At 60.6% G+C, this 20,066-nt stretch carries 16 protein-coding genes; 3 read left to right on the plus strand and 13 right to left on the minus strand.

The genetic code is table 11. The features are described from left to right. Positions 1–264: 264 nt before the first annotated feature. Positions 265–3,093: an FAD-binding and (Fe-S)-binding domain-containing protein gene (locus JHD62_RS10630; RefSeq protein ID WP_199102863.1), complete on the minus strand. Its 2,829-nt coding sequence runs from the start codon at positions 3,091–3,093 to the stop codon at positions 265–267. 181 nt (positions 3,094–3,274) lie between these two features. Here JHD62_RS10630 and JHD62_RS10635 point away from each other — a divergent pair, with 181 nt between their 5' ends. Continuing rightward, entirely contained in the window at positions 3,275–3,856 is a 582-nt protein-coding gene (locus JHD62_RS10635; RefSeq protein ID WP_233160844.1) for a hydrolase, read from the plus strand. A 382-nt stretch (positions 3,857–4,238) separates the two neighbouring features. Further along, entirely contained in the window at positions 4,239–4,568 is a 330-nt protein-coding gene (locus tag JHD62_RS10640; protein ID WP_199102864.1) for a DUF2322 family protein, read from the plus strand. 90 nt (positions 4,569–4,658) lie between these two features. On the opposite strand, the gene JHD62_RS10645 is transcribed toward JHD62_RS10640, so the two are convergent. From JHD62_RS10645 to JHD62_RS10700, 12 genes are all read right to left on the minus strand, one after another. Further along, complete coding sequence (locus tag JHD62_RS10645) at positions 4,659–5,903, minus strand: aromatic amino acid transport family protein (protein WP_199102865.1); 1,245 nt, start codon at positions 5,901–5,903, stop codon at positions 4,659–4,661. A gap of 71 nt (positions 5,904–5,974) precedes the next feature. Further along, positions 5,975–6,346, minus strand: a complete 372-nt coding sequence (locus JHD62_RS10650; protein WP_062788203.1) for a nuclear transport factor 2 family protein — start codon at positions 6,344–6,346, stop codon at positions 5,975–5,977. Positions 6,347–6,364: 18 nt separating this feature from the next. Next, entirely contained in the window at positions 6,365–7,804 is a 1,440-nt protein-coding gene (locus JHD62_RS10655; protein ID WP_199102866.1) for an FAD-dependent oxidoreductase, read from the minus strand. 281 nt (positions 7,805–8,085) lie between these two features. Beyond that, positions 8,086–8,535, minus strand: a complete 450-nt coding sequence (rplI, locus tag JHD62_RS10660; RefSeq protein WP_045847268.1) for a 50S ribosomal protein L9 — start codon at positions 8,533–8,535, stop codon at positions 8,086–8,088. A gap of 18 nt (positions 8,536–8,553) precedes the next feature. Next, the gene (gene rpsR, locus JHD62_RS10665; RefSeq protein ID WP_011137185.1) at positions 8,554–8,781 is read right to left on the minus strand and encodes a 30S ribosomal protein S18; all 228 of its coding nucleotides are present in this window, start codon (positions 8,779–8,781) and stop codon (positions 8,554–8,556) included. A gap of 5 nt (positions 8,782–8,786) precedes the next feature. Further along, complete coding sequence (gene priB, locus JHD62_RS10670; RefSeq protein ID WP_199102867.1) at positions 8,787–9,086, minus strand: primosomal replication protein N; 300 nt, start codon at positions 9,084–9,086, stop codon at positions 8,787–8,789. 18 nt (positions 9,087–9,104) lie between these two features. Beyond that, positions 9,105–9,482 carry a 30S ribosomal protein S6 gene (gene rpsF, locus JHD62_RS10675; protein ID WP_089085557.1) on the minus strand — a complete coding sequence of 126 codons (378 nt, stop codon included), beginning with the start codon at positions 9,480–9,482 and terminating at the stop codon, positions 9,105–9,107. A 154-nt stretch (positions 9,483–9,636) separates the two neighbouring features. Next, a complete protein-coding gene (locus JHD62_RS10680; RefSeq protein ID WP_199102868.1) occupies positions 9,637–9,912 on the minus strand; it encodes a hypothetical protein in 276 nt (91 codons plus the stop codon). Positions 9,913–10,008: 96 nt separating this feature from the next. After that, positions 10,009–10,335 (minus strand): metal-sensitive transcriptional regulator, encoded by a 327-nt coding sequence (locus tag JHD62_RS10685; RefSeq protein WP_199102869.1) that lies wholly within the window; start codon positions 10,333–10,335, stop codon positions 10,009–10,011. Between the two features lie 77 nt (positions 10,336–10,412). Further along, a complete protein-coding gene (locus JHD62_RS10690) occupies positions 10,413–11,909 on the minus strand; it encodes a multicopper oxidase family protein (RefSeq protein ID WP_199102870.1) in 1,497 nt (498 codons plus the stop codon). A 375-nt stretch (positions 11,910–12,284) separates the two neighbouring features. Next, the gene (gene rlmB, locus JHD62_RS10695; RefSeq protein ID WP_199102871.1) at positions 12,285–13,040 is read right to left on the minus strand and encodes a 23S rRNA (guanosine(2251)-2'-O)-methyltransferase RlmB; all 756 of its coding nucleotides are present in this window, start codon (positions 13,038–13,040) and stop codon (positions 12,285–12,287) included. Between the two features lie 84 nt (positions 13,041–13,124). Beyond that, positions 13,125–16,409, minus strand: a complete 3,285-nt coding sequence (locus tag JHD62_RS10700) for an EAL domain-containing protein (protein WP_370541054.1) — start codon at positions 16,407–16,409, stop codon at positions 13,125–13,127. A 185-nt stretch (positions 16,410–16,594) separates the two neighbouring features. Between JHD62_RS10700 and mfd the strand changes: the two genes are divergently transcribed. Further along, positions 16,595–19,993, plus strand: a complete 3,399-nt coding sequence (mfd, locus tag JHD62_RS10705) for a transcription-repair coupling factor (protein WP_199102872.1) — start codon at positions 16,595–16,597, stop codon at positions 19,991–19,993. Positions 19,994–20,066: the final 73 nt, after the last annotated feature.

The following is a 20,066-nucleotide window of genomic DNA, read 5'->3' on the forward strand; positions in this document are numbered from 1 at the left end:
AGCTGATCAAACAAAAGCCCCGTTCCATGATGGAAACGGGGCTGCAGGCTGCAGACAAAGCCATTTGATGCGATTGCACTGGACCCGGCAAAGCCGGGCCTTTCGACTCACATATTACTTCCGCAGCCTTCCCGTCTATTCCCAATCCCCCCGCCCTTGCCTTGCAAGGGTGCCTCGCTTTCATGCCAGAAAGCGAGAGAGGCAATAATCGAAGCCCCGTTCCATGATGGAAACGGGGCTGTCGATTGATGACAGGACTACAGATCAGCGGCTGCGACAGGCCTTGTCCACCAGATACATCAGGTTCTGGTAGGGAATGCCGCCGTTGGCGGACAGGCCGATCTCGCAGGTGACGCTATTGGAGAAGCCGCTGCCGCAGTCCTTCACCTGTGCCTTGAGGCCGGTGAGCGCACTGCTGTTGAGTTCCGGATGGCTGAAGCCCTTGTCACCGGCAAAGCCGCAGCAGGTAATGCCCTGCGGCTCGACCACCGTGCTGGCGCAGCGTTTGGCCAGGGCATTGAGCATGGCGGCCTGGCCGGTCTTGCGCATGGAGCACACCACGTGCAGCGCCACGCTTTCTGGCTGCGGGGTGAAGACCAGATATTCGGCGGCCACCTCCTGCACGAAACGGGTAACGTCGTACACTTGCAGACGCGTGTCCTGCAGCCCTTCGAGCATGCTGGCGGTACACACGCCATTGTCGACAATCACCGGCCAGCGGCCATTGTCACTGGCCTGCAGCAAGGCCGCTTCCAGTTCGGACAGCTTGCTGGCGGCGGCATCCACTGCCCCCTTGGACTTGAACGGCGTGCCACAGCACAGGCCATCCATCTGTTGCGGGTAAAGAATCTGGTAACCGGCCTTGCCCAGCACCGAGGCCACCACCTCGTTCAGCGGGCGCTGGTCCGGCTGCGCCTTGGCCGGCGCAAAAGTGCGTGTCAGGCAGGATGGCAGGTACACCACCTTGCGTTCGCCCTGTTTGCCAGCATCCAGCCGCAATTTGCCGGCAGCACGCGGGAAGTATGGCGTCCAGTACGGAATACGGCGCCCCACCACCCGGCGCAGGCTGCGCATCAGCAGGCCGGTGGCAGCATTACCGGCCACGCTTTGCACGGTTTGCAGTGCGCGCAGGCCAAGACGTGCGCCCGCCGTGGCGGTGTCGTAGTGGCTGGCCAGGGTATTGGCCACTGCCCAGCCGGTATCGCTCAGGTTTTGCTGGCGCAGCTGGCTGGTGAGCGCACCGGTATTGATGCCCACCGGACAGGCAGATTCGCACAAACCACACGTGGTACAGGTTTCATCACCGGCAAACTGGTAACTCTCACGCAATGCATCCAGCCGGGACGGGTCCTTGCCGCTTTGCTCCAGCGAGGCCATTTCACGGTTGGCCACAATGCGCTGGCGCGGCGACAGGGTAATGGCGCGGCTGGGGCACATCACTTCGCAGAAGCCGCATTCGATACACTTGTCGATCAGCGTGTTGGCGGTGGGAATCGGCTTCAGGTTGCGGATATGCAGCAGCTTGTCGTGGGTGATGATCACATCCGGGTTCAGGATGCCATCCGGGTCGAACAGGGCCTTGAGCTCCTGCATGATGCGATACGCCGCCGGGCCCCATTCCATCTCGACAAACGGTGCCATATTGCGGCCGGTGCCGTGCTCGGCCTTGACCGCGCCTTCGTATTCCACCGCCACCAGCTTGCACACGTCCTCGATAAAGGCTTCGTAGCGCTTGATTTCGGCTTCGCCGGAGAAATTGGGCGTGAACACGAAGTGCAGGTTACCTTCCAGCGCATGGCCGAAGATGATGGCTTCGTCGTAATGGTACTGGCGGAACAAGGCTTGCAGCTTGAGCGTGCCTTCGGCCAGATGTTCGATGGGGAACACCACGTCTTCGATGATGACGGTGGTTTCCGCAGCACGCATGGCACCCACACTGGGGAACATGCCCTTGCGGATATTCCACAAGCGGGTGTATTCCTCGGCCACGTCGGTAAAGCGGATGCCGGACAGATTGGGAATGGCCGCGATATAACCGCAAATGGCGTCAATCTGTGCGGTCAGTGACACGGCATCACGGGCACGGGTTTCAATCAGGATGGCGGCAGCCTCATCGCCCAGCGTTTTCAGTTCGGCCGGCACCCCGGCCTTGTTTTCCACCGAGCGCAGGCTGGCGCGGTCCAGCAGCTCGGCCGAAGACACCACGTCCTTGTGCTGGGCCAGCAACTGGATGGCATCGCAGGCGTCCTTGATGGTGGGGTACAGCACCAGCGCCGATGCCTTGTTGGGCAGCTCTTCCACCGTGTGGTAAGTCGCCTCGGACACAAAAGCCAGCGTGCCTTCGCTGCCGACAATCAGGTGCAGCAGCATGTCCAGCGGATCGGCAAAATCCACCAGCGCATTCAGGCTGTAGCCGGTGGTGTTTTTCATCTTGTACTTGCGGCGGATGCGCGCTTCCAGCTCGCCATCGGCGCGGATACGCGCAGCCAGTGCACCCAGCCCGGCCAGCAGCCCGGCATGGGACTGGCGGAAGGCCGCCACGCTGGCGGCAGCGCCGGTATCCAGCACCGTGCCGTCAGCCAGCACCAGTCGCAGGCTCTTGATGGTCTGGTAGGTGTTTTGCGCCGTACCGCAGCACATGCCGCTGGAGTTGTTGCTGACAATGCCGCCTATCATCGCCGAGTTGATGGTGGCCGGGTCCGGACCGATCTTGCGGCCAAACGGCAATAGTGCCGCATTGGCCGCCGCGCCGATCACCCCCGGCTGCAGACGGATGGCATGCCCGTCATCCAGGACTTGCAGGTCTTTCCAGCCATGATTGGCCACCACCAGAATGGAATCGCTCACCGCCTGGCCGGACAGCGAAGTACCCGCCGCACGGAAGGTGACCGGCAATTTCAATGCCGCAGCCTGTGCCAGCACTGCCTGCACTTCGGCCTCGGAGTGTGTCTGGATGACAAGTTTGGGCACCAGCCGGTAACAGGACGCATCCGTCCCGTAGGCCAGGGTGGACAGCGGGTCGCTAAATACCCGCTTGGGGTCGATCACTTCGACAATGGCTTGGTGAAACAGCCGGTAAGCACCTTGCAGCATGAACTCTCTCCGCGGCGCGGGCAGCTGCTCTGTGTCGGCTTGCCACGCCAGGTTGCGCACGTCACCCGCTTGCAGAACTGCAATGGCAGGTGAACGGTCCCAAGAATGTTGAAGCGGCATAGTGCCACATCTGGCATTTCTGCCCATCAAGGGATTACCCTGTCAGCCGGAAGGCTTACCGATGAAAAGCACAGAAAGGGGCAGCGACATGTTGATGCAGATTGATCAAGCCACATTGCTGGTAGTGGATATCCAGGACAAGCTGTTACCGGCGGTGGACCAGGCCGACGCCATGCTGGCAGCCAGCCTGTGGCTGGTGGGTGTGGCGCACGACACTGGCCTGCCCATTGTGTTTTCCGAACAATATCCACGCGGCCTGGGCCACACCGAAGCCAGCCTGCTGGCACTGGCACCGCAAGCCGCCGTCGTGGAAAAGCTGCATTTTTCCTGTGTTGCCGCCGACTGCCTGCCAGACAGCCTGCTGGCGCGCAAACAGGTGATCGTCTGCGGCATGGAAACGCATGTCTGCGTTTTGCAGACGGTGCTGCAACTGCTGGCACAAGGCAAACAGGTGTTTGTGGTGGCCGATGCGGTGGCCAGCCGCCGCGACAGCGACAAGCAACTGGGCTTGCAACGCATGCAGGCAGCAGGGGCAGTATTGGTCAGTCGGGAAATGGTGTTGTTCGAAATGCTGGGCGTTGCCGGCAGTGAACTGTTCAAGGCCATGAGCCGCAAATACCTGATGGGCGTTCAACCGGGCTGAAGGCAGGTTGGTCGTCTGGCCGAAGAGTGGTCTCTTCGGCCAGACCGGCCGGTGGCGGCTATGCCGCTCTGTTTTCTCCTTTGCAGACTGGCGCAGGACGGTGATTGCAAGGAGGAGGGAGCAATCACCCGTCGCCAGCTACTGCATCACATATAGCAAATGGCGTGCCAGAAATGACAAGCCTTTGATAATATTGAATATGTCAATTTTCAGTACCGGCCAATGCAAGCCCGCCTACCGGGCAGACAATATGCACGCACCAATTCAGGGCATGAATCGACCAGAATGGCGCAAGCCCCTACCCTCTGGCGACTGGTGCTCTTGTGCTAGCATCAGCTGGCTGAACCCGACAACTCTTTATTACAAGCAGGAAACCCACCGCATGACCACCACCTTCAAGGATATTCTGGAAACCTTGCCAACCACCGATGGCATCGCCGCCATCGTGCTGCTGGATGCTGCCGGCGAAACCCTCACCCGTCTGGAAAACAAGCCGGGCACTGCCGGTTCGGTACGGGTTTACCATGCCCTCATCAAGAAGCACAGCCATATCAACCGCGCAGCAGCCCTGGAAGGCCTGCAGCTGTATGCGGAACATACTGCCGATGCGCGCCTGTATCCGGGCAAGCATCCGAATATCGACCGCCTGCTGGCCATTGCCGAAGACGGCGCACCTGGCCTGCGTGCCCGTATTGTGCTGGAAAGCGACTAAGCCACCAGCCTGTCCACGTGACCGACTCCGCCTGCGCGAGGTCGGTCAACACATGCGGCTACGCTCGCCATAAACCGGCATCGTACCGTGTTACCAGCTCTCCGGCAGCACACCAAACAGCGATACCACCGCATACACCCCACTGAAGAAAAAGGTGGCGACAATCAGCCACTGCACGCTGCAGTGGGCATACCAGCCACAGACAAATTCACTGCCAACATCGCCCCGACGCCGTGCCGCATTCAGCAACAAGACCGGGATGATGCCCATCAGTACGCCACCAAATGTACCGGCGAAGTACAGCGCATTGACGAAGCTGGCAATACCCGAGTACGCCAGCAGGAAAGGCGGCAGTGCAACCACAACCAGCACCAGCAGGCGTTTGCCTTTTTGCTGTTCGCTTCCCAGGCGGAAGTGGTCGAAGATATTAGTGAACAGGCACCCACCCAGCCCCCAGTAGGAAGTCAGCATGGCCAGCAAGGCAAAGATGTTGGCGGTGTAATAGGCCCATTGCCCCAGCGCCCTGCCCCAGCTTAGCGTGGCCACCTGGGTCAGGTTGTCGCTGCCGACCAGGGCAATCACCGAAGCCGGAATCAGCGCGACAAAGACAAAGGTCAGCGCCATGCCGGCCATGATGAGACCGGGCAGCTTGCGTGGTGCTGTCAGATTACCCCGCACCAGCTCTGGCACCAGAAACTGCGCGCCGAACACAAATACCGCCAGATTGAATACCGGCACCACATATTGCCAGTGACTGAGCCACAGATTGCTCAGCCGCGCATCCTGGCTGACGATGGACGCCAGAATCAGTGCCAGGATGATGACAATCATGCTGATGCTGATCAGCTTGTTACCGGCCCCCAGAACCTTCAGGCCCAGATACAACACCGCCACCGACGGCACGATGAACAGGATGCTACCCAGCTCCCTGCTCATGCCATAAGCACCGAGCAAATCCAGCATGATGCTGCCACTGCCTGCCATATAGGCCGTCAACGCGCCAAAGCTGTTGGCAGCCACCGCCAGAAACAACAGCCAGCCGCCCACTCCGCCCAGATAACGGCGTGCCAGGCCACTGAGCTGATGATTGCCACGGGTACGCAGCGCCACCTCCGTCAGGTAAAGCATGGTGATGGTGCACAGCACACAGGTGAGTGCCAGGCACAGCAACAGCGGGACATAACCTGTCTTGCGTGCGGCAAAGGCCATGCCCAGTACGCCCGCCCCGATATTGGTGCCAAAAATGATGCCTATGGTTTCCAGCCTGCTGATGGGCTGCACCAGCAGGCCAGAGTCTGCATGGGACGGCTCTGCCGCCAGTTCACTTGAATGCATGGAAGCTCCGTGGAAGTGCAAGAATCAGCCGGTCAGCGTGGCAACCACACTGACGCGGCTGGCGACAGGTTTCACTGCGGATGGGAATACAGCTTGAATGCAATACGCCAGCGCCCCTGGCGCTTGAACAGCGAGACGTAATCGGTGAAAACCTTACCGGCCAAAGGCGTTTGCAGCTCCGCCATGGCGGCATTGCCGCACAGACGGATTTCGCCAATCTGCAGGCCATAGGGCTCGCCCTGGGCATGCGGCGAAACTCGGGTTTGCAGCAGATTGCGGTATTGCGTCTGGTCCAGCCGCGACTCGTTACCGTCAACATCGCCAAGCAAGATGGCATCGGGGCGGAATGCTTCTTCCAGTTTTTCCGGCCGGCCGTAATACAAGGCGTGGTAATAGGCAGTGAGTGCCTGGCGGATCTGTTCGATATCCGATGAGCAAGACATGAGGTTCTCCAGATGAGTCTAGCGGGATTGGGAAGTGGTGTTCCTGGTTGGCGACAGGCCGGCGGGAGCCAGCTTGCTCAATTGCTGCATCAACCAGGATGGCTGGCGGTTTTCATCCGCCGCCAGATCCACCTGCCCGACGGCATGGCGCACCAGACGGCCACCGATATAGCGTATGGGTTCGGGAGGAAAGTCGCGCTGCAGGCCTTGCACCAGGCCACAGCGCGCCCATTCGTTGTCCTGTCCGAGTGCCAGCGCCGCCAGGATGCGGCCGCCCAGCATGGAGGGGCCAACGCCATTGCCGGAGTAGCCGATGGCATAGAAGACATTTGCTTGCTGCGGCAGCGCACCGAAATGCGGCAAGCCGTTATGGGTACGGTCGATAGGGCCGGTCCAGTTGCTGATAACATCGGCGGCCTGCACTCCCGGATAGGCACGGCGCAAGTGGGCAGCCACCGTGTCGGCGATGCCTGATGGCCCGTCCAGCTTGTCGGCCAGCCGGCTCCCGTACACCAGTTGTTCGCTACCACCGCCTTTGCCAAAAACAATGCAGCCATCGGGCGTGGTGCGATAGTAATGCACCAGCATGCGGCTATCGGAGATGGTCATGCCATTGGTCCAGCCGATAGACTCCAGCAAGTCAGGCAAGGGACGCGTCATCACCACATCGCTGGATACCACGACAAAAGCCTTGCGGATGTCGGCAAACTGCGCAGCCCAGGCATTCATGGCCAGAATCACCTTGCCGGCACGCACGCTGCCCTGTGGACATTCCACCCGTGCCGGGGAACCTGCTTCCAGCCGCTGCATCGGGGTGGACTCATACACCTTGACCCCAAGCTGGAGAGCATGGCGCAGCAGGCCACGCGCCAGCATGGCCGGCTGAATGGAGGCTGACACCGGCTCGAACACGCCATCCAGATGCAGGGCAGAACCAGCAAGCTGCGCCGCCTGTCCCGCAGCCAGACGCAAAAAGGGAGATTGCCCCAGGTGCTCCAGCTGGCTGGCTGTGCCCTCCCAACTACCTAGCTGGGCGGTGGTGGTGGCAGCCCACAGCCAGCCATCCAGCCGCAGCTGGGCATCAATGCCATTCTGCTGACAAAAGGTCTCCAGCTCGTAAATGGCTTGTGACGACAGCTGGCACAGGCGCAAGGCTTCGGCCTCGCCACACATCTTGGCCAGCGACTGGTATTTGGCCCACAGGCTGAGCACAAAACCGCCATTACGGCCACTGGCACCACTGCCACACATCCGCGCTTCGACAATCACAACCTCGGTTTCCGGGCTGGCTTCCTTGATACGGATGGCACTCCACAGACCGGTAAATCCACCGCCGACAATGCAGACATCGGCATTGACATGCTGCGTCAAGGGAGTGGGAACGAGCGGATTTTCCTGTGCCAGCGCAGCGCTCAGCCAGCTGCTGAACTGACTGCATCGGGTAATGACAGATGACATGCGGCAATGCTCCTCGACTGCAAATACGGGGCCGTAGCGTGCCGCACAGCCAGTGCATGCTCGGCCCGAAGATGGACAGCAGGGAGCTTATTTGAAAAGACCAGTCAAATTGATGGGAAAAAACTGAAACAGCAAATGGAAAGCAGACTGAAGCAAACCTCATGCTTCTTGATCCTGACGGTGCAGATCGGGCTTGGGATGGAGCAGGGAAAACCGTCAGCCCATGAAAAAAGCCCGCAAAAGCGGGCTTTTTCCGTGCAGCACAATTCCGGGTAAGGGAATCAGGCTTGGCCGACCACAACAACCTTGATCGGAGCAACCACGTCGTGGTGCAGGGCGATTTCGATGTCGTACTCACCGATGGCCTTGAACGGGCCGTTCGGCAGGCGAACTTCGAAACGCTTGATTTCCACGCCGAATGCGGTCACGGCTTCAGCCACGTCCACATTGGTCACGGAACCGAACAGACGGCCATCAACACCGGCTTTTTGCGCGATGGTGATAACAGCTTCAGCCAGCTTTTCAGCACGAACCTTGGCATCGGCCAGGATTTCAGCTTGCTTGGCTTCCAGTTCGGCGCGACGAGCTTCGAACTCTTTCAGGTTGTTTTCGGTAGCGCGCTTGGCTTTGCCTTGCGGGATCAGGAAGTTACGGGCGTAACCGTTCTTAACCTTTACCACGTCACCCAGTTGACCCAGGTTGGCAACTTTTTCGAGCAGAATGATTTGCATCTTAAGTCCTTTCCCGGCTTAGTGTTGATCGGTGTAAGGCAGGAAAGCCAGGAAGCGAGCACGCTTGATAGCAGTGGTCAGCTGACGCTGGTAGCGAGCCTTGGTACCGGTAATGCGAGCCGGGATGATTTTGCCGTTTTCGGCGATGAAGTCTTTCAGGAGATCAACGGATTTGTAGTCGATTTCCTTGATGCCTTCTGCCGTGAAGCGGCAGAACTTCTTGCGCTTGAAGAGTTGACGAGCCATTTTGACTAACCTTTTACAAATTCAACATATTCGATATTGAGTACCAACCGCGGATTCCTCAGACTGCGCTGGGACAGAAAGCCGGTAAGCGTTACCGTGTTTCCTGCCAGTTTGCCGGCAATACGCCGGGCGTCTTCACCAATCAGCACGGCCTGGATTTCACAGGCCACATCCCGTTCGAACCCGCCGGCAGCCTGTCTTGACTGGTGCCGGACCCACATTTCCACTACCGGAATACCGGCAGGGGTGTAACGCAGGTCTTCTTCGCGTTCGACCGTCGCGGTCAATACCAGACGGTTCTGCAAGTCCTTCACTCCTGCCTATCAGGCAGCAGCTTCGGCCTCGGCTGCCGGCTGCTGGGAATCCAGCAGGTTCTTAGCCTTTTCGTCCTTCATCATCGGGGACGCTTCAGTAATGGCGCGGTCCAGCTTGATGGTCAGGTGACGCAGAACAGCGTCGTTGAACTTGAAGGCGTGCTCGATCTCGGCCAGGGTTTCGGACTGGCACTCTACGTTCATCAGAACGTAGTGGGCTTTGTGCAGCTTCTGGATCGGGTAAGCCAGTTGACGACGGCCCCAGTCTTCCAGACGGTGGATCTTGCCTTCAGCGGCCAGAACCATGCCCTTGTAGCGCTCGATCATGGCCGGAACCTGTTCGCTCTGGTCCGGATGGACGATGAACACGATTTCGTAATGACGCATGTTAACTCCTTATGGCTATTTAGCTTTTTGCCATGCGGTTGCAAAAAGCAAGGTAGTGAAACCGCAGCATTCTACGCACTTAATCAGGCCGGGGCAAACTAAATCGGCTGTATACCTGGGCCGGATGACAAGCCGCGCAGTCAAAGCGCAACAACTACAGGCGCTTGTTGCGGTGAATATCGCTGACGAGGCCCTGATGCAGGGTGATCACCGTGGTATAGGGCAGGTCGATGTCGCCCAGCCAGAACAGCTCGGTATCGCCACTGCCTGTCGGGTCCGGACGGGTGTAGTCGGGCTTGCCCGCCAGTTGCGCCAGCTCGCTGGCCGACATGCCGCGGTGCAGGCGCATGAATTGTTCGAACGGGAGCGGATCGGCCATCAGCCAGGGAGACAACAGCAGGCCAGCCAGCGCTGGCAGAAGGATTTTCATGGCGGTGGGTTTCCATGGGCAGGTGGGGAAACCCGAGTATTCCACAAGGCGGAGCAATCGTTGATGAAGCCTGCGTTGATTGGGGCGTTCCGCGCCCTAGCGCACCTTTTTCACCACATCGATCAGCTCGGTCACCATGCCGGTTGCATCGCCTTGTTGCAATGCGCGGCTGACACAACCCTTCATGTGGTTTTCCAGCAACTGCATGGCCACGGCGTCCAGTGCCGACTTGACTGCCGCCACCTGGGTCAGCACGTCCACGCAGTAACGGTCGGACTCCACCATGCCGCTGATGCCGCGCACCTGCCCTTCAATTCTGGCCAGCCGCTTGAGCAGGGCCGCCTTGTTGGGCTGGGTCACACTCTTGCCACTGGATTCCTGCTGCCCATGGCAGCAGTCGTCGTTTTTGGGGGCAAGGCTCATGCAGACTCCGCATTCTGGATTGAAAACAGGGCTGCCAGTGTAACACCGGCAGCCCTGTGCTGTTGTGCCTGGCTGCGTTATGTGCGGACATCCAGCATGGCCATCATGCCGGCATCCTCATGCTCCAGAATATGGCAATGGAACATGCGCAGGCCGGGCATGGTCTGCACAAAACGCAGCCGCACGGTTTCACCGGCCGGAATATTCACCACATCACGCCAGGCCAGAAAGGGCTCGGTTTGCCATACGCCGTCATCGGTGCGGGCTATCACCTGGAACTGCGTGCCGTGGATGTGGAAGGGGTGGTCCATGTGCGCCTGACTGACGATGTCCCATTCTTCGATCTGGCCGACCTTGCCGGTGAAATCCACCCGGTTCATGTCGAATTTCTTGCCGTTGATCAGGAACATCGCCGCCGGGTTGGCCATGTTCTCGCTGAAGTTGACCACCCGCTTTACCGCAGGCGTGCCGAGCGCGGTGATGTCGCGCAGTGTGCCCGGCAGCGGGGCGGTGGCCTTGCTGCCTGCCTGGCGGATGGTGGCAAGGGTGAGGGTTTCGCCCTGCTCCGGGCTCATGGCCTTGCCACGGTTATAGGGCAGTGCCTGCAGAGCGGATGGCTGGCCTGTAGTAAAGCGTCCGGTCACGACAATTTCCGCCCGCTCTCCCGGCGACAGCATCAGCGTATCAATGTGGCGTGGCGCGCCAATCAGCCCGCCATCGGTGCCCACCAGTTGCACTTCGTGCGCGGGCAAGGCCAGCTTGAGGATGCGGGCGCTGCTGGCATTCCAGATGCGCCAGCGCTGCCGCTCGCCCTGAGCCAGCGCAATGACCGGCTGCCAGCCACCATTCACCAGCACGAACTGGCCTTCGCGGCCATCATGCCGGTCGGCGGCACTGTTATCCGCAATCTGGCCATGGGCATCCAGCTTCAGGTCGGACAACACCAGCCACTGCTCAGGCAGATGAGCCAGCGGGTCGTTGTGGCTTTTCACCACGAATACCCCGGCCAGCCCCATATAAGCCTGCTGCGCGGTATAGCCATGTGGATGCGGGTGATACCAGTAGCTGGCCGCGCTGCCTGGTGGCAGACGGAAATGGTAGGCATGCTGCTGGCCCGGCAGTACCGGGTTGTGCGGATTGCCGTCCTGCTCTGCCGGCACCGGCATGCCATGCCAATGGATGGTGCTGGGCTGCTGCAGCTTATTGGCAAAAGCAATGTTCACTTCGTCCCCTTCCCAGGCCACGATGGCCGGGCCGGGAATCTGGCCGTTATACGCCCAGAAGGTAGTGGCAGGTTGGCCCGGCAACAGCGGCAGGCTGACCGGCGCTGCCTGCAACTGGCCGACAAACTGGCCGCTGCCCCCCTGATTGGCCAGCATGGACAGGGCCGGTAAAGGCAGGCCACGCGGCAGGCCCAGGCTGTCGGCAACGGGCATGCTGGCGCTTGCGCCGTGGCCCATGGCCGCGTGATCCATGCCCGGCATGTCGGCCATGCCAGCGGCCCAGCTCTTGCGTGCCAGCAGCGGTGCCAGCGCCAGCGCACTGCTCCAGTGCAGGAAATGTCTTCTGTCCATGTCTTGACTCCGTCAGTGGGGGCTTCAGCGTGGCAGGCATGATCCGGCGTACTCATCACGCATCTTAAATACCCCCCAAGGGTATAAAACCAGTAGAGCAGAGTATAGCCAGCCTGGTTCCGCAAGTGATCCACGCGATGACAAAAAACTGTCCTGCATCAAAAAAACGACATGCCGTGGCATGTGCAGGCTGCCGACAAAGCCATCTGGTGCGATTGCACCGGACACGGCAAAGCAGGGCCCTCCAACTCACTACCTGATTGCGCAGCCTTGCCATCTCTTCCCCCTCGCACTTTCATTACCGCATGTGTGAGGGGGCCAATAAACAGAAACCCCATGCCGTGGCATGGGGTTTCGAGATGAGGTGTCGTGGGTTCAGCGGACTTTTTCGGCGGCCAGCACACGCTGGCGGCGGCTTTCGGCCAGCACCATGCCGGAGGACACCGACACATTGAGGCTTTCCACCGTGCCACACATCGGAATGGACACCAGCACGTCACAGTGCTCGCGCGTCAGGCGGCGCATGCCCTCGCCTTCCGAGCCCATCACCCAGGCCAGCGGGCCTGCGGCATCCACATGGAACAGATCAGTATCGGCTTCCATGGTGGTGCCGGCAATCCACACCCCGGCGTCTTTCAGGTCGCGCAGGGTGCGTGCCAGATTGGTGACGGTAATGTAGGGGATGACTTCTGCGGCACCGCAGGCCACTTTGGATACGGTGGCATTCAGCCCGGCCGAGCGGTCCTTGGGGGCAATCACCGCATGGGCGCCCATGGCGTCGGCCACACGCAGGCAGGCACCCAGGTTATGCGGGTCGGTCACGCCGTCCAGAATCAGCAGCAGCGGCGGTTCGTTGAGGTTTTCCAGCACGTCGTCCAGGTCGACATGGTTGCGGCTGGCGTCAATCATCGCCACCACGCCCTGATGGCGGGCATTGCCGCTCATGCTGTCCAGCCTGGCCTTGTCGACAATGTGCAGCTTGATGCTTTCTTCGCCGGCTTTTTCCAGCACGGCCTTGGCACGCTCATCGTGGCGGCCGCCAGCCAGCCAGATTTCGATCAGGCTTTTCGGGTTCTGCCACAAGCGGGCGTTGATGGCATGAAAGCCGTGAATGAGTCGCTTGTTGCTCATGCGCTTGAAGCCTTGTAAACGGGAATGGGCGCTATTGTAGCTGCAAAGGGCGGCGCTTGCTGCCAAACCGCTGCCCGTTGCCCATCACAGACCGCCCTGCCAGTCGGCCAGTACGGCCAGACGGGCCGACTTGGCCAGTTGCTCGGCCAGTTGCGGGAACTCCGTCGCCGGCACCGGCTTGCCAAAGTGATAGCCCTGCAACAAGGTGCAGCCTTTCAGTTCCAGGAAGTCTGCCTGGGCGGCATTCTCCACCCCTTCGGCCACCACCTTGAACTTGAGCTTCTTGGCCATGGCCAGGATGGCTTCGGCAATGGCGGCATTATCTTCGTCGCCCGGCAGGCCATCCACAAAGGAGCGGTCGATTTTCAGCGTATCCAGCGGGAAGCGCTTGAGATGCGACAGCGAGGAATAACCGGTGCCAAAGTCGTCAATCGACAGCCACACGCCCAGTGCTTTCAGTTCGGCCAGCTGGTGCACGGCTTCCACCGGGTTCTGCATGATCATGCTTTCGGTGATTTCCAGTTCCAGCCGGCTGGCATCCAGCCCGGTGGTTTGCAAGGCACGCGCCACATTTTCCACCAGTGTGGTCTGTTCGAACTGACGCGCCGACAGGTTGACTGCCACGCGCGGCACGAACAGTCCGGCATCGTCCCAGGCCTTGATCTGGCGGCAGGCTTCCTGCAGCACCCAGTCGCCAATCGGCTTGATCAGGCCGGTTTCTTCGGCCAGCGGAATGAAGCGCAGTGGCGGAATCAGCCCCAGTTGCGGGTGACGCCAGCGGATCAGCACTTCCACCCCGGACATGTCGCGGCTGGCGGCATTGAGTTGCGGCTGGTAGTGCAGTTCGAATTCGCCCCGCTCCAGCGCCTGGCGCATGCCGTTTTCCAGCAGCAGACGCTCGAAGGTCTGGGTATTCATCTCTGCGTCAAAGAACTGGTAGGTGTTCTTGCCGGCATCCTTGGCGCGGTACATGGCGACATCGGCGTTTTTCAGCAAGCTGCGCGCATCGGTGCCGTCATTGGGGAACACGCTGATGCCGATGCTGCCGGTGACAAACACTTCGTGTTCTTCCAGTCGCAAACCACGGCCCAGCACGGTGAGGATGTCTTCGGCCAGCGCCGCCAGTTCGGCCTGATCGGCAAATTCGGTCAGCAGCAGGGTGAATTCGTCGCCACCTTGCCGCGCCAGCAGGCCGCGCTCGCCCACCGAATTGGACAGGCGAATGGCAATTTCGCGCAGCAGTTCATCACCGGACTGGTGACCGAAGGAGTCGTTGATCAGCTTGAAACGGTCCAGGTCGATGAACATCACAGCCAGCGGGGTCGGCTCGCCGCTCATGTCGACAATGGCCTGTTCCAGCCGGCTTATCAGGCTGCTGCGGTTGGGCAGGCGGGTGAGCGGGTCGTGATTGGCCAGAAACTGCAGGCGCTCTTCGGCCTGCTTGCGCACGGTGATGTCGGAAAACACCGCCACGTAGTTGCTGAGGAAGCCGCCGTCATCGCGCACCAGTGAAATGGACAACTCGGCCGGATACCAGTCGCCATTCTTGCGCCGGTCGCGCATTTCACCCTGCCAGTGGCCGTGCTGCGCCAGGGCTTCCAGCATTTGCTGGCTGACTGCGTCGTCGTTTTCACTGAAGATGCGCGACAGCTTGCCCAGCGCCTCACCCTCTTGGTAACCGGTAATGCGGGTAAAGGCATGGTTGACGGCGATGATGCGGGTGTCGGCGTCCAGAATCAGGATGCCTTCCGCTGAATTTTCGAACACCTTGCCCGCCAGCTTCAGGTTGGTATCGGCGGCAATGCGGTCGGAAATGTCCACCACTACGCCAATCAACGCGGGCTTGCCGTCGTACTCCACCAGACGGCTGTGGACTTCCAGATCCACCAGATGGCCATCGCGACTGATGGCGCGGGTGGTGTAGTGCATCACCTGGATGTTGTCGCGCAGGCGGCGCTTGATCTGCAGCCGGATGCGGCTGGCCTCGCTGGGCGGCAGCAGGCTTTCCAGCGGCATGTCCTGCATGTCTTCCGGACGATAGCCGACAATATCCGCCAGCTTGGGGTTGACGTACACCAGCCGCTCGTCCTGCAGGATGTAGATACCCACCAGGGTTTGTTCCACCAGCGCCCAGTATTTTTCCTCGGCTTCCTTCTTGGCTTTTTGCTCTTCGCGGGTACGGGTGATGTCGGTATCCACGCTGCCTACCCCGGCCGGGCGACCCTGGCTGTCGAACAGCGGAAACTTGGTCACCAGCATGGTGAAGGTGCTGCCACCGGTAGTGAAGCTTTCTTCAAACTGGCGCGGCTCCAGGCAATTGAGTACCACTTCGTCCTGCTGCTGGATGCGCTTGGCATCTTCAGGAGCAAAATAATCGCTCACTAGGCGGCCCACCATGGCGTATTCGGTGACGCCCAGCATGCGGCTGTAAGCGCGGTTGGCCAGCAGGAAGCGCCCATCCAGCCCCTTGAGCGACATCATGTTGGGGCTGTTGTTGACCAGCGACTCCACCCGCGAGCGGAATTCGTTCAGCTCGTCTTCCTTGCGGCGGTGCACATCACTCAGCGTTGCCACCAGCAAGGAAGCCACGATGAAGGTGAGGCACAGCGCCGTTTCGGTCATCAGCTCGGTGCTGCCGGCATACAGGTAAAGACCGGGGAAAAAACCGGGCAGCGACAATAACAGGCATAGCAAGCCACCGGACAGGCAGGCACCCAGCAAGCGGCCACGGAAGGCCGCCCAGATCATCAAGGGGAAAAACAGTACCGGGCGCGGAATGGGCAGGTCTTGCGCATTGCTCACCATGGATGCCCACACCGCCAGCATCACCAGCAAGATCACCAGCAACTCCAGCAAGCGACGCCGGTCAGGCAGGCTGCTCAACCGCAGCAGTGGCAGGCAGGAAGTCATGGCCAGCATGCAGCAGGCACCGGCCTGCGCCATCCATTGCAATACCTCGGGCAAACTGCCATGCCAGAAGGAATAGACGCCGAGCAAGGCGATGGGCGGAGCGGTGAAATAGGCACACACCTCCAGCAGGTTCAGCAACAAGCGGGAGATGGCCGAACCATCGGTTGAAGTGGCCGGTGAAGCGCGCAACAAGTGTGCGCCCGGCAGCAGCAGCAGCAAGGACAGGCTAAGGGCGGTCGCCCATGGCCATGGCAAACACTGGCTGGTCAGCAGCAGGGCTGCCGGCGGCCAGAACCACACCCGGCGCAAGCCGCGCCATAGCAGGCAGCCGGCAAACAGGCCGTGTGGCAGGAAACCGTACAAAGGAATCTCACCCAGGGCGCTCCTGGGCCATAGCAACAAGCTGGCGGCAAACACGGCAAAAGCCAGCCAGCCGGCAAACATCCCCTTAGTTTTCACTCTCCCAATCCTTTACAGCCACAGTCCGTCCATGCCCGGCAATGCCGGGCGGTGATTATTGGTATGAGGTACGGATATGTGGCGGGTCGCGGGCCTTGTGGCCTCTTGTAAATGGATGGCAAACACACCCATGGCGTGAAATGCCCGCTGGTATAATACTCGCAGATCCACGAATGTGAAGAAGAATGTTGGACACACTGCCTCGCATTGCCCCCGCCGGTCAGAAGACCCGCTGCCCTGCCCTGCCCGATGGCCTGGATGCTGCCGTACTGGCAGGCCTGGCCCAGGCCGGCCACACCCTGCTGGTGCTGACTGCCGATGCCCAGTCCGCGCAACGACTGAAGGCCGAGTTGCCATGGTTTGCCCCCGACATCAAGGCGGCCTTGCTGCCTGACTGGGAGACGCTGCCTTACGACCATTTCTCGCCGCACGGCGAGCTGGTGAGCGAGCGGCTGGCCACCTTGTGGCAAATCCATCGCGGCGAATGCCAGGTGGTGATTGCACCGGTCAGCACCGCCATGACACGGCTCTCGCCGGTCAGCTACCTGCTGGGCCGCACCTTTTTGTTGCAAAGCAAGCAACAACTGGATGTGGAGCAACTACGCGCCGACATGGTGATGGCCGGCTACAGTCACGTCACCCAGGTGATGGCACCGGGCGAGTTTTCCATTCGTGGCGGTCTGGTAGACCTGTTCCCCATGGGCAGCACCCTGCCCTACCGCATAGACCTGTTCGACAAGGAAATCGACAGCCTGCGCACCTTCGACCCGGACAGCCAGCGCACGCTGTACCCGGTGCCGGAAATCCGCATGCTGCCGGCACGCGAATATCCGGCGGACGAAAGCGGTGTCACCGCCTTCCGCCAGCACTATCGCGAACGCGTGGAAGGCGACCCGTCCAAGAGTCGCATTTATAAAGATGTATCGGCCAATCTGTTCCCTGCCGGCATCGAGTACTACCTGCCACTGTTCTTCGACGAAACCGCCACCCTGTTCGACTACGTGGGCGAATCCGCCCTGGTGGTGCTGCACCGCGACGTGGCCGGTGCCGCCGACACCTTCTGGAAAGACGTACAGAACCGCTACCACATGGCACAGGGCGACCCGGAACGCCCGGTACTGCCACCGGCCGATGTGTTCTTGCGTCAGGACGAATTCCTTGGCCGCATCAAACCTTATTCGCGCATCGAGATTCCCGCTACCGATGCAGACAGCACCGTCTTGCAATTGCCGGATCTGGCCGTCGAGCGCCGCGCCGACAACCCGCTGCACAAGCTGGCGCATTATCTGCAAAGCAGCGGCCAGCGCGTGCTGCTGACGGCAGAAAGCCTGGGACGGCGCGAAACCATGGTGCAGTTCCTGCAGGAACATGGCATCAAGCCGCAACTGATCGACAACTGGCAGGAGTTTGCCAATGGCAACATGCCGCTGGCGCTGGTGGTGGCCCCGCTGTATTCCGGCTTTGCCCAGCAACAACCGCCGCTGTCCATCATTACCGAGAGCGAGCTGTACCAGCATATTGCGCGCAGCCACACCCGCCGCCGCCATGTGAAGATGAGCTCGGACTCCATGCTGCGCGATCTGGCCGAAGTGAAATCCGGCGACCCGGTGGTACACGAGCAGCACGGTATTGGCCGCTATATCGGCCTGGTGTCGATGGACCTGGGCGAAGGCGAAACCGAGCTGATGCAGCTGGAATACGCCGACAATGCCACCCTGTATGTGCCGGTGAGCCAGCTGCACCTGATCTCGCGCTATGCCGGTGGCCCGTCCGAGCAAGCCCCGCTGCACAAGCTGGGCAATCCGGCCTGGGAGAAGGCCAAGAAGAAAGCCGCCGAAAAAGCGCGCGATACCGCCGCCGAGCTGCTTAACCTCTACGCCCAGCGCGCCGCGCGCGAAGGCCACAGCTTCACCCTGTCCCACCACGATTACGACGCCTTTGCCGCCGGTTTCGGCTTTGAAGAAACCATAGACCAGGCCAATGCCATCGAGGCCGTCATCCACGATATGTGCAGCGGCAAGCCGATGGACCGTCTGGTATGCGGCGACGTGGGCTTTGGCAAGACCGAAGTCGCGCTGCGCGCCGCTTTTGTCGCGGTGATGGGCGGCAAGCAGGTGGCGCTGCTGGTGCCCACCACCTTGCTGGCCGAGCAACATTTCCAGAATTTCTCCGACCGTTTCAACGACTGGCCGGTGAAGATTGCCGAGCTGTCGCGCTTTCGCAGCGCCAAGGAAAGCAAGGCCGCGCTGGCGGGCCTGGCCGAGGGCACGGTGGACATTGTCATCGGCACCCACAAGCTGGTGCAGCCGGACGTACAGTTCAAGAACCTGGGGCTGGTAATCATCGACGAAGAGCACCGCTTTGGCGTACGCCAGAAAGAGCAGCTCAAGCGCCTGCGCGCCAATGTGGACGTGCTCACCCTCACCGCCACGCCAATTCCGCGCACGCTGTCGATGGCGCTGGAAGGACTGCGCGACTTCTCGGTCATCGCCACTGCGCCCAACCGCCGCCTGGCAGTGAAAACCTTCATCAGCCCGGCCAGCAACGGCGTCATCCGCGAGGCCATCCTGCGTGAACTCAAGCGTGGCGGTCAGGTGTTCTTCCTGCACAACGAAGTGGACACCATTGCCAACATGCAGGAAAAACTGGCAGAACTGGTGCCGGAAGCCCGTATCGGCGTGGCCCACGGCCAGTTGCGCGAACGCGAGCTGGAACAGGTAATGCGTGACTTCCTGCAGCAGCGCTTCAACGTGCTGCTGTGCTCCACCATCATCGAAACCGGCATCGACATTCCCAATGCCAACACCATCCTGATCAACCGTGCCGACAAGTTCGGTCTGGCCCAGCTACACCAGCTGCGTGGCCGGGTGGGTCGCAGCCATCATCAGGCTTATGCCTATCTGCTCACCCCGGACGGCATGACCAAGGACGCCGGCAAACGGCTGGAAGCCATCCAGCTGTCCGGCGAGCTGGGCGCCGGTTTCTATCTGGCCATGCACGATATGGAAATCCGTGGTGCGGGCGAAGTGCTGGGTGAAGGCCAGTCGGGCGAAATGCAGGAAGTGGGTTTCTCGTTGTTTACCGAGATGCTCAAACAAGCGGTGCGCGACCTGAAAAAAGGTCGCGAGCCGGACCTGGACGCACCGCTGGGCGTCACCACCGAAATCAATCTGCACAGCCCGGCGCTGCTGCCGGATGCCTACTGCCCGGACGTGCATGAACGGCTGGTGCTGTACAAGCGCCTGGCCACCTGCGAAACCGAGCAGGACATCGACGCCATCCACGAGGAGCTGATTGACCGCTTCGGCCTGCCACCGCAAACGGTGAAAACGCTGATCGAAAGCCATCGCCTGCGCCTGCTGGCCAAGCCCCTGGGCGTGGCCAAACTGGACGCCAGCGAAGTGGCCATCCAGCTGCAGTTCATCAAGAACCCGCCGATCGACCCGATGAAAATCATCCAGCTGATCCAGAGCAAGAAGAACTACAAACTGGCCGGGCAGGACAAGCTGCGGGTGGAGTCGAAGATAGAAGAAGTGGGCCTGCGCGTGGTGCGGGTGAAGGAGCTATTGAAAGAGCTGGGCTAGGTTTGGTCCGATCTCAGCCGACAACGCCTGCTGCCCGGTGCCGCAGGCGTTTTTTCTGTTTCCTGCATTGCCA

Origin of the sequence: Aquitalea sp. ASV11, assembly GCF_016429185.1 — a bacterium.
Taxonomy (GTDB): Bacteria; Pseudomonadota; Gammaproteobacteria; order Burkholderiales; family Chromobacteriaceae; genus Aquitalea; species Aquitalea pelogenes.

Excerpts from the sequence above, each read along its gene's own strand:
- rpsR (WP_011137185.1), bottom strand. The coding sequence starts at position 8,781 with ATGGCTCGTCAACTCTTCAAGCGCAAGAAGTTCTGCCGCTTCACGGCA.
- JHD62_RS10680 (WP_199102868.1), bottom strand. The coding sequence starts at position 9,912 with ATGAAAATCCTTCTGCCAGCGCTGGCTGGCCTGCTGTTGTCTCCCTGG.
- rpsF (WP_089085557.1), bottom strand. The coding sequence starts at position 9,482 with ATGCGTCATTACGAAATCGTGTTCATCGTCCATCCGGACCAGAGCGAA.
- JHD62_RS10630 (WP_199102863.1), bottom strand. The coding sequence starts at position 3,093 with ATGCTGCAAGGTGCTTACCGGCTGTTTCACCAAGCCATTGTCGAAGTG.
- JHD62_RS10690 (WP_199102870.1), bottom strand. The coding sequence starts at position 11,909 with ATGGACAGAAGACATTTCCTGCACTGGAGCAGTGCGCTGGCGCTGGCA.
- JHD62_RS10655 (WP_199102866.1), bottom strand. The coding sequence starts at position 7,804 with ATGTCATCTGTCATTACCCGATGCAGTCAGTTCAGCAGCTGGCTGAGC.
- JHD62_RS10640 (WP_199102864.1), top strand. The coding sequence starts at position 4,239 with ATGACCACCACCTTCAAGGATATTCTGGAAACCTTGCCAACCACCGAT.
- JHD62_RS10635 (WP_233160844.1), top strand. The coding sequence starts at position 3,275 with ATGAAAAGCACAGAAAGGGGCAGCGACATGTTGATGCAGATTGATCAA.
- mfd (WP_199102872.1), top strand. The coding sequence starts at position 16,595 with ATGTTGGACACACTGCCTCGCATTGCCCCCGCCGGTCAGAAGACCCGC.
- rplI (WP_045847268.1), bottom strand. The coding sequence starts at position 8,535 with ATGCAAATCATTCTGCTCGAAAAAGTTGCCAACCTGGGTCAACTGGGT.
- rlmB (WP_199102871.1), bottom strand. The coding sequence starts at position 13,040 with ATGAGCAACAAGCGACTCATTCACGGCTTTCATGCCATCAACGCCCGC.
- JHD62_RS10645 (WP_199102865.1), bottom strand. The coding sequence starts at position 5,903 with ATGCATTCAAGTGAACTGGCGGCAGAGCCGTCCCATGCAGACTCTGGC.
- JHD62_RS10685 (WP_199102869.1), bottom strand. The coding sequence starts at position 10,335 with ATGAGCCTTGCCCCCAAAAACGACGACTGCTGCCATGGGCAGCAGGAA.
- JHD62_RS10650 (WP_062788203.1), bottom strand. The coding sequence starts at position 6,346 with ATGTCTTGCTCATCGGATATCGAACAGATCCGCCAGGCACTCACTGCC.